The organism is Pseudonocardia sp., assembly GCF_029263155.1.
Classification (GTDB): domain Bacteria; phylum Actinomycetota; class Actinomycetes; order Mycobacteriales; family Pseudonocardiaceae; genus Pseudonocardia.
On record NZ_JAJCYB010000120.1, the window covers coordinates 16,218 to 29,907 of the forward strand.

The 13,690-nt window shown below is 75.6% G+C and carries 11 protein-coding genes; 7 read left to right on the top strand and 4 right to left on the bottom strand.

Features of this window, described 5'->3' with window-relative positions; translation table 11 throughout:
- Positions 1-40 precede the first annotated feature (40 nt).
- Positions 41-1,252 (bottom strand): cytochrome P450, encoded by a 1,212-nt coding sequence (locus tag Q1K26_RS25070; RefSeq protein WP_300017995.1) that lies wholly within the window; start codon positions 1,250-1,252, stop codon positions 41-43.
- A gap of 196 nt (positions 1,253-1,448) precedes the next feature.
- Between Q1K26_RS25070 and Q1K26_RS25075 the strand changes: the two genes are divergently transcribed.
- Positions 1,449-1,835, top strand: a complete 387-nt coding sequence (locus tag Q1K26_RS25075) for a cold-shock protein (RefSeq protein WP_300018432.1) — start codon at positions 1,449-1,451, stop codon at positions 1,833-1,835.
- A 174-nt stretch (positions 1,836-2,009) separates the two neighbouring features.
- Here Q1K26_RS25075 and Q1K26_RS25080 read toward each other — a convergent pair whose 3' ends face one another.
- Genes Q1K26_RS25080 through Q1K26_RS25090 form a run of 3 tightly spaced genes read right to left on the bottom strand, consistent with a single transcriptional unit; the run spans position 2,010 to position 5,001 of the window.
- The gene (locus tag Q1K26_RS25080) at positions 2,010-2,477 is read right to left on the bottom strand and encodes a DUF2771 family protein (protein WP_300017998.1); all 468 of its coding nucleotides are present in this window, start codon (positions 2,475-2,477) and stop codon (positions 2,010-2,012) included.
- A gap of 10 nt (positions 2,478-2,487) precedes the next feature.
- Positions 2,488-4,185, bottom strand: coding sequence for an MFS transporter (locus Q1K26_RS25085; RefSeq protein ID WP_300018001.1), 1,698 nt, complete (start codon positions 4,183-4,185; stop codon positions 2,488-2,490).
- 48 nt (positions 4,186-4,233) lie between these two features.
- Complete coding sequence (locus tag Q1K26_RS25090) at positions 4,234-5,001, bottom strand: glutaminyl-peptide cyclotransferase (protein ID WP_300018004.1); 768 nt, start codon at positions 4,999-5,001, stop codon at positions 4,234-4,236.
- Positions 5,002-5,019: 18 nt separating this feature from the next.
- Here Q1K26_RS25090 and Q1K26_RS25095 point away from each other — a divergent pair, with 18 nt between their 5' ends.
- From Q1K26_RS25095 to Q1K26_RS25120, 6 genes are all read left to right on the top strand, one after another.
- Complete coding sequence (locus Q1K26_RS25095; RefSeq protein WP_300018007.1) at positions 5,020-5,802, top strand: DUF3027 domain-containing protein; 783 nt, start codon at positions 5,020-5,022, stop codon at positions 5,800-5,802.
- A 123-nt stretch (positions 5,803-5,925) separates the two neighbouring features.
- A complete protein-coding gene (locus Q1K26_RS25100) occupies positions 5,926-8,796 on the top strand; it encodes a hypothetical protein (RefSeq protein WP_300018010.1) in 2,871 nt (956 codons plus the stop codon).
- Positions 8,797-8,839: 43 nt separating this feature from the next.
- Positions 8,840-10,144 (top strand): D-inositol-3-phosphate glycosyltransferase, encoded by a 1,305-nt coding sequence (gene mshA / locus Q1K26_RS25105; protein WP_300018013.1) that lies wholly within the window; start codon positions 8,840-8,842, stop codon positions 10,142-10,144.
- On the top strand, positions 10,141-10,617 hold the full coding sequence (locus Q1K26_RS25110) for a YbjN domain-containing protein (RefSeq protein ID WP_300018016.1): 477 nt from the start codon (positions 10,141-10,143) through the stop codon (positions 10,615-10,617). The genes mshA and Q1K26_RS25110 overlap by 4 nt, the downstream gene beginning before the upstream one ends.
- 104 nt (positions 10,618-10,721) lie before the next feature.
- A complete protein-coding gene (locus Q1K26_RS25115) occupies positions 10,722-11,669 on the top strand; it encodes a DUF4349 domain-containing protein (RefSeq protein WP_300018019.1) in 948 nt (315 codons plus the stop codon).
- A gap of 337 nt (positions 11,670-12,006) precedes the next feature.
- Complete coding sequence (locus tag Q1K26_RS25120; RefSeq protein WP_300018022.1) at positions 12,007-13,581, top strand: AMP-binding protein; 1,575 nt, start codon at positions 12,007-12,009, stop codon at positions 13,579-13,581.
- Positions 13,582-13,690 lie beyond the last annotated feature (109 nt).

Here is a 13,690-nt window from a genome sequence, read left to right on the forward strand (position 1 = left end):
GCAGCGTGCCGGGGCGCGGCTGCCGGTTCCGAACCGCTGATCACGGCCGTGGGCCGACCGGCGCCGGTCGGTGCTGGTCGTCCGCCTGCCGGACGACCAGCTCGCGGTAGGTCGGGATCAGGGCCCGGCGCTGCGGGATGCGGCGTTCCACCCGCCACGGACGCCCGGCGGCCGTCATCGTCCGCAGCAGTGCACCCAGCTCCGCCCGGGCGAGGGCGGCGCCGAGGCAGAGGTGGCGGCCTGCGCCGAACCAGAGCTGGCGGTTGGCGGGCAGGTAGGGCCGCGCCAGGTCGAATCCACCGGGGGCGGTGTTCGCGGTCCAGGTCAGGAGCATGATCCGCTCGCCGGCCCGCAGCCGACGCCCGGCCACGGTGACGTCGCGCCGTACCGAGCGCCCGATGACCGGTGCGGGGGTGGTCACGCGAAGGCCCTCCCGGACGGCGACGGGGAGCAGCGCGGGCTCCGCGAGCAGGCGGTGCTGCTCCCCGGTGTCGTGCAGCAGGGCCACGGTGCGGGCCATCGCCGACGCCGCGGTCTCGGTGCCCGCGACCATCAGCAACGCCGACAGCCCGGTCGTCTCCCGCAGGCCGAGGCCCAGCTCCCGGCAGCGACCCAGCAGCGACTCCGGCCCGGCGGTGCGCCACGCGGCCGGGACTCCGGCGGTCAGCTCGTCGACGATGCGTTTCGCCTCCGCCACCGACGCCGGGCCGAGCGTGGTGTCGGCCGCGCTGCCCAGCGCGATGGCGGCCAGTCGCTCGCCGGTCGCGAACAGGCTGCGGGCGTCCTCGTCGGTGCCGGTCCCCAGACCGAGCAGCGAGCCGAGCATCCGGCCGACGAGCACCCGGGCCAGGCCGGCGACGTCGACGGGATCACCCGCGGCCAGCGCGGCACGGGCCGTCGCCAGCCGCGCGTCCCACGCCCCCCGGACCAGCTCCGCCGCCGTGGCCTCGGTGAACAGGTCCCGGGCGCGGGTGCGCAGGTCGTGGTGGCCGGGGCCGTCGAACAGGTCGTAGACCCAGTCGCCGAGCACCTGGGCCCACAGGTGCCCGACACCGCCCTCGGCCACCAGCGTGAAGCTGCGGTGGTCGCCGAGGACCTGGCGGGCGACCAGCGGATCGGCGCTCACCCAGCCCAGCCGGGGCACCCGCCGGATCGGCACGGCCAGCCGTCCGCCGAGCAGCAGCGCGGCGAGCGCGGGCCGGGCGGCGCGGAGCAGGACCCGTTCGTGACGGGTCGCGGAGTCGAGGAGCACGTGCGCAGGATCGCCGACCACGGCGACCGCGGCATCCGTAGTTCTGCTTTCGACTGCACGGATGGGCGTCGCGGGTCTAAGCTGGTGCGACGCGTCCCGGTGTCGTCAGGCGGGCCCAGAAGGCGGCCCAGGCACCAGGGCGCGTTCGTCGTGCCGGTGCGCAGGGCGGGAACCGATCGAGGAACGGGTGAACCAGGTGCCGAGCGGCAAGGTCAAGTGGTACGACGCCGAGAAGGGCTTCGGCTTCCTCTCCCAGGACGGCGGGGCGGACGTCTACGTGCACAAGGCCGCGTTGCCGCGCGGTGTGGACGGGCTCAAGCAGGGCCAGCGCGTCGAGTTCGGCCTGGCCGAGGGCCGCCGGGGACCGCAGGCCCTGCAGGTCAAGCTGCTCGACGCCCTGCCCTCGGTGGTCGAGGCCACCCGGCGTCCGGCGGAGGACCTGCACAGCCTCATCGAGGACATGATCCGGCTGCTGGACACGAAGATTCAGCCGGACCTGCGGCGCGGCCGCTATCCCGACCGCAAGACCGCCAAGCTGGCGGCCGAGGTGGTCCGGGTCGTCGCCCGCGACCTCGACGGCTGAGCCGCGCCGGACCGCGGCACGCGCGCCCGACCGCGGCTCGCGCACCCGGCCGCGGCACGCGCACCCGGCTGCAGCTCGCGCGCCGGACCGGGGCTCGCGCGCTGCCGGCGGCGCGCGGAACGCCATCCGGCGCGCGGAACCACCGACTGCGCGCGGGAGCCCGGACTGCGCGGGCTACGCCGCGGCCGTGAGCACCCAGCTCGCCCGGATCGGGAACACGATCTCCCCGGCGTCGTCGAGCTGCGGGGGCGGCCCGAACTGCTGCACCTGCGCGGTCACCAGCTCCGCCTGCGGGTCGGGCAGCTCCAGCGTGTAGCTCTGCCGCTCCTGGGGGGAGAAGACACCGGTGCGCTCGTCCACCGGCTCGCCCGCGGCCGTGCGATAGGTGAACACGACCTGCCACGGCGTGTCGGCGATGCGGTCGGGCACCGTGACCACCAGCGGCGTGCCCGCCGGAACGGCCAGGTCCACCGGCGCGGCCGGGTCGTTGCGGCAGGTCACGAAGTCGTCCTCGCAGTACTGCGTGGGGGTGGCGACGACCTCGGCGCCGCCCGCCGCGAACGTCACCTCGGGCGGGTCGCCGGCCCCGCACCCGGCCACCAGCACGAGGGCCAGCGCGGTCAGGGCGAGGCGGCGCAACACCGGTGCCACCCTACTGACCGCGGACCGCCAGGAACGGCAGGATGCTGCGCCCGTGCCCGAGCAGCGCGGTCTGCACGCCGCCGAGCGCGACGATCGCGGCGGCGATGGCGAACCCGACGCCGTAGGTGTCGTGCGGGAGCAGCACCCCCAGGGCGCCGCCGAACACCCAGGAGAGCTGCAGCACGGTCTCCGAGCGGCCGAACGCCGACGCGCGCGACTGCTCGGGCAGGTCGCGCTGGATGACCGCGTCGAGACACACCTTCGCGAGCGCGCTGCAGGTGGAGGCCACCAGCGCGACGAACGCCGCCGTGGCGATCCCGGGCAGCACGGCCGCCACGACGGCGGCGGCGACGGCCACCGCGATACAGCCGACGACGACGGTGTCGACCTTGGCGAACCGCTGCCGCGAACCGGCCGCGTTGCCGCTGAACGAGCCGAGCCCGGCGGCCGCGCCGACGATGCCGATCAGGTACAGCTGCTGCGCCGGGTCGCCCCCGGCCTGCTCGCGCACCGTGAACGCGACGAACAGCGTGAGGAACCCGGTCAGGAAACGCATCGACCCGTTGCCCCACAGCGCGACGGCCACGCCGCGCCCGACCGGCTGCCGCCGCCCGCGCGCCGTGCTGCGCAGCGCGGCGGGCACCTCGCCCGCCGTCGACTCGACCCAGCGCGGGATCCGCAGGCAGAGCGCCGCACCCACCACGGCGAGCGCCGCGGTGTAGAACAGCGCGCCGGGCGAGCCCCACAGCAGGGTGAACCCGCCTGCGATGCCGCCGAACACCCCACCCGCGATCAGCCCGAACGTGGTGAGCCGGGAGTTCGTGGTGGCCAGGGTGATCCGCGACGGCAGCACGCGCGGCGTGACGGCCGCCTTGAGCACGTGGAAGGACTTGCTGAGCACCATCACGCCCAGCGCCGCCGGGTAGAGCAGCCAGTTGTCGTAGTTCAGCGCCATGACCACGGCGAGCACCGCGCGCCCGCCGAACGCGACCGCGAGCGCGGCGCGGCGGCCCCGTTGCAGCCGGTCGAGCAACGGCCCGATGACCGGGGCGACCACCGCGAACGGGGCGACGGTGATCGCCAGGTACAGCGCCACGTTCGTGACGCTCTCCGCGGTGGCCGCGGCGAAGAACAGCGTGTTGGCCAGCGCGACGGCCACCGCGGCGTCGACCGCGTAGGTCATCATCGTGGCGTAGGTCAGCGCCGTGAGCCCGGAACGGTCGGCGCCGTCGGCGCTCGCGGCGCGGTGGAACGCGCGGATGCCGTTGCCGGTGATCTGGCGGCTGCGCAGGGCGGCGACCCGGGTGACGGTCAGCTTGCGCGGCATCCGCGGGGTGGGCGGCGCGTCCGCAGGCGGCTCCACCGCCGCCTCCTCGACCGGCGCCTGCTCCACCGGCGCCTCCTCCACCGGCGGCGGACCTGCCGCGGTCCACGGGACCTCGTCGCGCGCATCCGGTGGCCCCGGCGTCCAGGACGGCGGTGGGAGCGGATCGCGGCGGTGCAGGGCGGGGTCGTAGTCGGGATCGTCGTGCCAGGGGTAGCGGCGACGCGGCTCGTAGGCGAACGGGCCAGGGGCGGGGGCGGGGGCGGGGGCGGGGGCGGGGGCGGGGGCGGGGGCGGGCACGGGCAGCTGCTTCGTCGCGCCGGGCCCCGGTACCGGGGTGGCCGGTCGGCGGCGGCGGGAGAACGGGGAACCGGGGCGCGCCACGGCACCATTCTGACGCATCCGGTGCCCTTTCGGTGGACCCCGCCCCGGCTACGCGGGCACCAGTCGCACGCGGAACGTCGACGGCCAGTACTTCCCGGTGAGCAACAGTTCCCCGGGGCCCGCTGCCGCGATCCCGTTGAGCACGTCGGCCTGCGCGCGGCGCCGGTCGTCGAGCAGGCCCGCGGCGTCGACGGTCGCGGTGACGACGCCGGTCCCCGGGTCGATACGCACGATCCGGTCGGTCTGGAAGACGTTCGCGTACACCTGCCCGTCGACGCACTCCAGCTCGTTGAGCATGGGCACCGGTGCCCCGGCGAGCGTCACGGTCACCGAGCCGGTCTCGGCGAAGGTGTCGGGGTCGTGGAAGCGGAGCCGGTCGGTGCCGTCCGAGCGCACGAGCCGCTCCCCGTCGAGGCACAGGCCCCATCCCTCGCCCTCGATCGGGACCTCGCGCCGCACCGTGAACGACGCCCGGTCCCACTCGATGGCGATACCGTCGCGCCAGGTCAGCTGCCAGATCCGGTCACCGACCACGGTGATCCCCTCGCCGAACACCGGCCCGGGCAACGGGACGGCACGGCGGACGGCGCCGGTCGCCGGGTCCAGCTCCCGCAGCTGGGAGGTACCGACGCGCCCGGTGCCCTCGTACAGCGACCCGCCCGCGATCTCGAAGCCCTGCGTGAACGCGGTGACGTCGTGCGGAATCTCCTCGAGCACCTCGGGCCGCAGCACCTCGACGCCCGCAGGCGGTGCCGCGGCGCCGCAGCCCGCCATCACGACCACGGTGGCCGCCGCCAGTGCGCGGGCGAAACTCATGCGCACCACGGTGGCACAATGACCACGGTGACCGCCGAACACCACGCCCCCACCCGGCTCGTTCACGCTGTCGAGCAGGCCAGGGCGGCCGCCGTCGAGGAGGCCGCCGCCGACCTGGGCCCCGAAGCCGCCGGGGCGGCCGTGGGCGATCACCTGGACGCCGTGGTCGAGGACCCGGGCACGCTCACCCACTTCTTCGCCGCCACCCAGGGCGGGTACCGGGGCTGGCGCTGGTCGGTCACGCTCGCCGGGGTGGACGAGGCCGGTCCCGTCACGGTCTGCGAGGTCGTGCTGCTTCCCGGCCCGGACGCGGTCGTGGGGCCGCAGTGGGTGCCGTGGCACGAGCGGGTGCGCCCGGGCGACCTCGGCGTCGGCGACCTGCTGCCCACCGCCGACGGCGACGCGCGGCTCGTCCCGGCCTACGTCGCCGCCGACGACGAGGAGCTACCCGAGCAGATCGCGGTCGAGGTCGGGCTCGGGCGCACGAAGGTGCTCTCGCGCGCGGGCCGCGAGGCCGCCGCCGACCGCTGGTTCGACGGCCCTCACGGCCCCGGCACCGACATGGCCCGCGCCGCCCCCGGCACGTGCGGGACCTGCGGTTTCTTCCTGTCCCTCGCCGGTTCGATGCGGGGCGCGTTCGGCGTGTGCGGCAACGAGTACGCCCCGGCCGACGGCGCGGTCGTCGCCGTCGGGTTCGGGTGCGGCGCACACTCCGACGTGGTCGTCGACGCGGTGTCGCCGGTCGCCGTCGCCGAGCTGGTCTACGACGACGGCGTCGACCTGGAGCCCGTCGGCGGGTGACCGCGGGTCCGGCCCCGGTGAGATCCGTGGCCGGCGGTCGCCGGGTGCGGTGAGAGGGCCACGCCCGCACGGCGGACCGGTGTCGGGCCGCCGCCTCGGCCGACCGGTGGAAGACTCCCGCCGATGGGCGACCCGTTCGGTACGGCAGCGCTGCGGACCGCCGTCCTCGACTCGTGGGCCGCGTCCCCGACCCGGTTCCGGGAGGACGCCAACGCCGAGGAGGACCTGCGCCTGGGCGGCTACGCCGACGCCTGGTTCGTGGAGCTGGCCCAGAACGCGGCCGACGCGGCCCGGCGAGCAGGCGTCCCCGGTCGGATGACCGTCTCCCTCCACCAGGCCGCGGATCCCCGGCCCGCCTGCGCTACCCGCGGCGCCGAAGCGCGGTCCGCCTGCGCTACCCGCGGCGAGCTGCGGGTCGGCAACACCGGAGCCCCCCTCGACGCGGCCGGGGTCGCCGCGCTGGCCTCCCTGCGGGCCTCGGCGAAACGGGACGACCCGGGGTCGGCGGGGCGGTTCGGGGTCGGGTTCGCCGCGGTACTCCCCGTCTCCGACGCCCCCCGGGTGATCAGCCGGACCGGGTCGGTCGCGTTCTCCGCCACCCGCACCGCGGAGGCGGTCGCCGACCTGCCGACGGTGGCCGCCGAGCTGGCCCGCCGCGACGGGCCACCGGTGCTGCGCCTGGTGTGGGCCGTCGACGAGGAGCCCACGGGATGCGACACGGAGGTGCGGCTGCCTCTGCGCCCAGGCCTCGACGGCGCGGCCCTGCTGGCCCGCGCCCGCGCGGACGCCCCCGACCTGCTGCTCGCGCTGCCGGACCTGCACGAGATCACCGTCGACGGGGAACGCGTCACCCGGGAGGAACGCGGCGGCGAGGTGGTCGTCGACCGCAGGCGCTGGCGGCTGGCCCGCCGCGGCGGTGACCTCGGCGACGCCGTGGAGGCGGCGGTCGAGCAGCGCGGGCGGCGGGCGTGGTCGGCCTGCTGGGCGCTGCCCCTGGACGGCACACTCCCCGACGACGAGGTGCTGCACGCACCCACCGCGACCGGCGAGCGCCTCGGCCTGCCCGCGCGGCTCGTCGCGACCGTGCCGCTGGAACCCGACCGTCGCCGCGCGCGGCCCGGGACCGTCACCGACACGGTGCTGGCCGGTGCCGTCGACGCCTACCTCGACCTCGTCGCCGCCACACCGCCCGCCGAGCGGGCCGCGCTCGTCCCGGACGCGGGCTTCCCCCGCTCCGCCCTCGACGGCCGGCTGCGCGAGCTGCTCGTCGACGCCCTGCGCCGCACGGCATGGCTGCCCGGCGTCGACGGCACCGCGCTCGTCCCCGCCCGCGCCGAGTGGCTCGACCTCCCGGGCGCGCAGGACACACCGCTGCCCGCGCTGCTGGCCGAGGCCGGGTTCGGCGCGGTGGTCACCGGGGCCGTGCCCGCCGCGCTGGGCGTGCCGCGGCTCGCCCCGGCCGCGCTGGTGGAGCGACTCTACGGGCTGGAACGGCCCCCCACATGGTGGCAGCGGCTCTACGCGTCGCTGGCGCTGCTCGGCGACACCGTCCCCGGCCTCCTCGACGACCTGCGCGCGCTGCCCGTGCCGCTCGCCGACGGCCGCGCCGCCGCCGGGCCACCCACCGTGCTCCTCCCGGCCCCGGGACCGGCCGTCGCCGCGGTCGCCGCGCTGACACTGCCCGGGCTGCACATCGCCCACCCGGACGCCGTGCACCCGCTGCTCGCCCGCCTGGGCGCCACCGAGGCGGATCCGCGCGCCCTGCTGGAGCACCCGGCACTGCGGGCCGCCGTCGAGCGGTCGCTCGACGACGCCGACGCCGGACTGGACACCCGCCCGCTCGCCGACGCGGTGCTCGCGCTCGTCACGGAGGTGGGTGACGCCCCCGACGGCTACGGCGCCCTGGCCCTGCCCGCCGAGGACGGGCTGCCCGCCCGCGCCGACGAGCTGATGTTCCCCGACGCGGCGCTGCGCCCGCTGCTCCATCCCGACGCCCCGCTCGGCGTCCTCGACCCCGACGGGGTCCCGCGCGCCGCCGCCGCCGCGGTCGGGGTGCTGGACGGGTTCGCGCTGGTCGTCGACGAGGAGCCGACCGGCCCCGATCACGACCTCGACGACGAGGACCGGTGGTGGGACGCGCCGGCCGCACCGCCACGGCGTCTGGTGGCCGTCCGCGATCTCGACCTGGTCGCCGACGACGCCTGGCCCGCCGCGCTGGCCCTGCTGGGCTCGGGGCGCGAGACCCGGGCCGCGGTGACCGAGCCCGGCTCGTACACCGGGTGGTGGCTCGCCCGCCACGCCCGGCTCGACGGTGACCGGCCCGGCCGCAGGCGGCTGGCAGCGGCCACCGCACTCGCGCCGCTGTACGACCCGGTCACCGGTGACGATGCCCTGCTGGCGGCGATCGGGGTGCGTGCCGACCTGACCGTCGCCGACGCCGACGACGCCGAGGACCTCCTGGAGCGACTCGCCGACCCGCTGCGCCGACCCGACGTCGCGCTCGTGACCGCCGCGCACCGCGCGCTGACCGAGGCCGTCTCCGCGGGCCGCGTGGACCCGGCCGAGGTGGACCCACCCGAACGCGTGCGCGCGCTGGACTGCTCGGTGGTCGGCGTCGAGGTGGCGGTGGTCCTCGACGAGCCGTGGCCCGCGTCGGTGCTACCGCCGGGCGAGCTGGTGGCGGGCGGCGACCCGGCGGTGCTGGCCGACCTGCTCGACCTGCCGCGGGCCACGGAGGTGGTGGCGGGCGAGCCCGATCCCGACGGGACACCGCAGGCGTGGGCGGACGTCGCGGAGGTGGTGGTGGCCTGCCACACGCTCGGCATCCCGGTGCCCGACGGCGAGCTGGTGCGCCACAACGAGCTGTGGGTCACCGTGACCCGGCCGGTGACCGGTCGCTTCCGCGTCCCGACATGGCCCGACGGGGCGGGCGGCTGGCACGCCGAGGACCCGCTGCGCGCCCTGCTCGCCATGCGGACCCCGGGTGCCCCATGACGGTTGCGCAGTGAAGCACCCGGCCGTCGTGCTAGACAGAAGCGTGACCCTCCAGAGCCGGCGGCCCCGGCGCGTGTGCGTGCTCTCGGTGCACACCTCCCCTCTGGAGCAGCCCGGCACCGGTGACGCGGGCGGCATGAACGTCTACATCGCGGAGTCGGCGCGGAGGATGGCGCAGCGCGGCGTGGAGGTGGAGATCTTCACCCGCGCCACGTCCTCCGACCTGCCCCCGGTGGCCGAGCTGGCGCCCGGGGTGCTGGTGCGCCACGTCGCGGCCGGGCCGTTCGAGGGGCTGGGCAAGAACGACCTCCCCAGCCAGCTGTGCGCGTTCACCGCGGGCGTCCTGCGCACCGAGGCCCGGCAGGACCCGGGCTTCTACGACGTCGTGCACTCGCACTACTGGCTGTCCGGGCAGGTCGGCTGGCTGGCCCGCGACCGCTGGGGGGTGCCGCTGGTGCACAGCGCACACACCCTCGCGCGCGTCAAGAACGCGGCGCTGGCCGACGGTGACCCACCCGAGCCGGTGGTGCGGGTGATCGGCGAGGACCAGGTCGTCGCGGAGGCGGACCGCATGATCGGCAACACCGACTCCGAGGCCCGCGAGCTGGTCGAGCTCTACGGCGCCGACCCGAGCCGGGTCGTCACCATCCCGCCGGGGGTCGACCTCGACCGGTTCGTGCCCGGCCCGCAGGCGCCCGCGCGGCGCGCGCTCGGGATCGCCGCCGACGCCGTGGTGCTCGCGTTCGTCGGGCGGATCCAGCCCCTCAAGGCACCCGACGTGCTGCTGCGGGCGGCCGCCGAGCTGCTGCAGCGCGACCCCGGCCTGCGGTCGCGGCTGGTCGTGCTCGTCGCGGGCGGACCGTCGGGCAGCGGGCTCGCCGAACCCACCGCGCTGCAGGAGCTGGGCACCCGCCTGGGGCTCTACAGGAATCCGGGGACGGCCGACGTGCTGCGGTTCCTGCCCCCGCAGGGCGGGGCCGGTCTGGTCGACGTCTACCGCGCGGCCGACGTGGTCGCCGTGCCCAGCCACAACGAGTCGTTCGGGCTGGTGGCGCTGGAGGCGCAGGCCTGCGGAACGCCCGTCGTCGCGGCGCGTGTGGGTGGGCTGCCGGTAGCCGTGGCCGACGGCCGTTCGGGGCTGCTGGTCCCCGGTCACGGGTCCGGTCCGTGGGCCGACGCGCTCGACACCGCACTCGCCCGCCGCGCCGGCCTGTCCCACGGCGCCGTCGTCCACGCCCGGCGGTTCTCCTGGGACCGCACCACCGACGCGCTGCTCGACACCTACGCGGGCGCGGCGGCGGAGTTCGCCGAGCGGGAGGGCATGCCCGCGGGCATGATCGCCTCATGAGCACCGAGGACGTCGTCGCCACGGCACTCGTCGACCTCGACGTGGAGCACCAGCGACGCGACACCGGGCAGTTCATCGTCACCCTGCCCGGCACCAACCGGCTGCAGACGCACTGCTGGCTCGTCGTGCGCGACCACGCGCTGCTCGTCTCGGCGTTCGTCTGCCGGCGGCCGGACGAGGAGTTCGAGGCCGTCTACCGGTTCCTGCTGCAGCGCAACGCCCGCCTCTACGGGGTGCACTACACGATCGACCGCGTCGGCGACATCCACCTCACCGGCCGGCTCCCCCTGCACGCTGTCACCGCCGAGGAGATCGACCGTGTCCTCGGCCAGGTACTGGAGGCCGCCGACGGTGATTTCAACACGCTCCTGGAGCTGGGTTTCGCGTCCTCGATCCGGCGCGAGCACGCCTGGCGCACCGAGCGCGGCGAGTCCACGGCCAACCTGACGGCCTTCGAGCATCTGTTCAGCTGAACACGGGCGTCACCCGATCGTGATGTCGGCGGGCCAACCGCCATCCCTGCCGGGCCCGTCCACCTCCCGAACCGCCGGAGCCGTTCCGGTGGGCCGAGGAGGCGATGACGGTGGCACGGTGGACGTCCCGCAGGTGGGTGGTCGGGGCCGGTGTGGTGCTGGTCGTGGTGGCCGGGTTAGCCGTCGCGCTGGCCGGCGTCGGCGGCGGGGGTCCGGACGGGAGCGCGTCGTCGTCGGTCGGCGAGATCGCGACACCGGCGCGGCCGGGTACGGAGGTCTCGGCCGACGCGGCGGTCGGGGAGTCCGCGGCAGCGCCGGACGAACCGGCCTCCGCGGCGCAACCCGGCGTGCCGGTGGGCACCGTCACGCGGTCGCTGGTGCGCACCGCGCAGATCACCGTCGAGGTGACCGATCCCGAGATCGGGGTCCGCGACCTGCGGGCCTCGGCCGCCGCGGCCGGAGGGTTCGTCGCCGAGGAGCAGTCCGGCCGCAACGGCGGCTGGGTGGTGCTGCGGGTTCCGGCGGAGGCACTGGACCGGCTGGTCGAGCAGGTCGGTGCGCTCGGCACCGTCACCGAGCGCAGCGCGCACGTCGTCGACGCCACGGAGGAGGTCGTCGACCTCGACGCGCGGGTGGCGTCCCAGCAGGCCAGCGTGGCGCGAGTGCGGGCGCTGCTCGCGGAGGCCACCTCGATCGGCGACATCGTGGCCGTCGAGTCGGAGCTCGCACGCCGCGAGGCCGAGCTGGACTCGCTCACAGGGCGGCTCACCGCGCTGCGCGACCAGGTCCAGTTCTCCACCCTGACCGTGGACCTGCGCACCCCCGACGGGGGGCCGGTGGACGACGAGCCGAGCCCCGCGGGCTTCCTGGACGGCCTGGGGGCCGGGTGGAACGGGCTGGTGGCGCTGGGCTCCGGAACCGGCGCGGTGCTGGGCTTCCTGCTGCCGTTCCTGCCGGTGCTCGCCGTGCTGGGCGGGATCGGCTGGCTGGTGCGGCGAGCCGTGCGCGCCCGCCGGGCGACCCCGTCCCCCGCGGGCGGCCCGACCGGTTGACGGCGGTGCGCGGAGCGGCCCGGGATCTGAGGGGGTTCATGAACTCGGGCCACCCCGCGTGCTGCCGCCGCACGCCCGCGCGGTCGGGGGCTCCGCGCAGCCGCAGGGCACCGAGCGACGCAGGGACGCCGTCCCGGTCCGGTCGGGGGCGGGTGGGTGCCCGCCCGGCGCCGGCGCGGCCCACCATGACAATGCGTGACAACCCGGACAACCCCTTCGAGTTGCCCCGTTCGGGTGTTTCGCACCGGTCGGTATGACCTCCGGCGGTCGAACTAGAGTATGGCCGCCGTCCGGAGCCGGTCCGGAACGTGCGGTATGTACGCAAGGGAGCGCCGCCATGCCCATCCGCAGCCCGTATCCGGACGTCGAGATCCCCGAGGTCTCGCTGTTCGACTTCCTGTTCTCCGACTTCGGCGGCCGCGACGGCGAGCCCGCCCTGATCGACGGCGGCTCCGGCGCGTCGATCTCGTTCGCCGAGCTGCGCGGGATGGCCGAGAAGATCGCGGCCGCGCTGGCCGAGCGGGGCGTCGCGAAGGGCGATGTCGTCGGCATCTTCGCCCCGAACACCCCGTACTACGCCGCGGTGTTCCACGGCATCCTGCGCGCCAACGCCATCGTCACCAGCGCGAACTCGCTCTACAGCCCCGGCGAGCTGGCCCACCAGCTCCGGGACTCCGGCGCGAAGCTGCTGTTCACGGTCTCGCCGTTCCTGGACCGGGCGGCGGCCGCCGTGGCCGAGGCCGGCCTCCCCGCCGACTCGATCATCGTGCTGGACGCCGCCGACGGCTACCCGTCGCTGCGTGATCTGCTGGGCACCACCGCCGCGGTGCCCGCCCAGGACATCGCCCCCGGCGACACCTGCGTGCTGCCCTACTCCTCGGGCACCACGGGCCTGGCCAAGGGCGTCATCCTCACCCACCGCAACCTGGTGGCGAACCTGGTGCAGATCGCCGTCCCGATGACCCGGATCACGCCGGACACCAAGATCCTCGCGGTGCTGCCGTTCTTCCACATCTACGGCATGACCGTGATGATGAACCACGGCCTCTACGCGAACTGCACGGTCGTCACGATGCCGAAGTTCGACCTGCCGGAGTTCCTGCGGATCGTCTCCGAGTACCGGGTCCAGCGGGTCTACATCGCGCCGCCGGTGGCCGTCGCGCTGGCCAAGCACCCGATGGTCGACGACTACGACCTGTCCTGCATCGACGTCATCTTCTCCGGCGCAGCCCCGCTCGACGCGGAGCTCGGGCACGCGATGGGCAAGCGCCTGGGCGTAACGGTGCTGCAGGGCTACGGGATGACCGAGCTGTCGCCGGTGAGCCACGCCATGCCCGACGACCGCCCCGACCTCGACCTCAACTCCTCGGGTTTCGCAATGCCCAACATCGTCTGCAAGCTGGTCGACCCGGAGACCGGCGAGGAGGTCGGCCCCGGCGGGCGCGGCGAGCTGTGGGTCAAGGGCCCCAACGTGATGGCCGGCTACCTCAACAACGCCGAGGCCACCGCGATCACCCTGGACGACGAGGGCTACCTGCACACCGGTGACGTCGCCGAGGTGACCGAGGACGGCGTGTTCTCGATCGTCGACCGGGTCAAGGAGCTGATCAAGTACAAGGGCTACCAGGTGCCGCCGGCCGAGCTGGAGGCCCTGCTGCTCACCAACGCGAAGATCGCCGACGCGGCCGTCATCGGGGTCAAGGACGACGAGGGCGAGGAGGTGCCCAAGGCGTTCGTCGTCACCCAGCCGGGCTCCGAGCTCACGGCCGACGAGGTCATGGCGTTCGTGGCCGAGCGCATCGCCCCGCACAAGAAGGTGCGGGTGGTGGAGTTCATCGACGTGATCCCGAAGAGCGCCAGCGGCAAGATCCTGCGCAAGGACCTCCGCGCCCGCGAGGCCGCCAAGGCCTGAGCCGGCCGGCCCGCGACGAGGCCCGGCGTCCACGGTGAACTCCCACCGTGGACGCCGGGCCTCCGTCGTCCACACGCCCGCCCCGCCGCGCCGGCAGCTGCTTGACGCA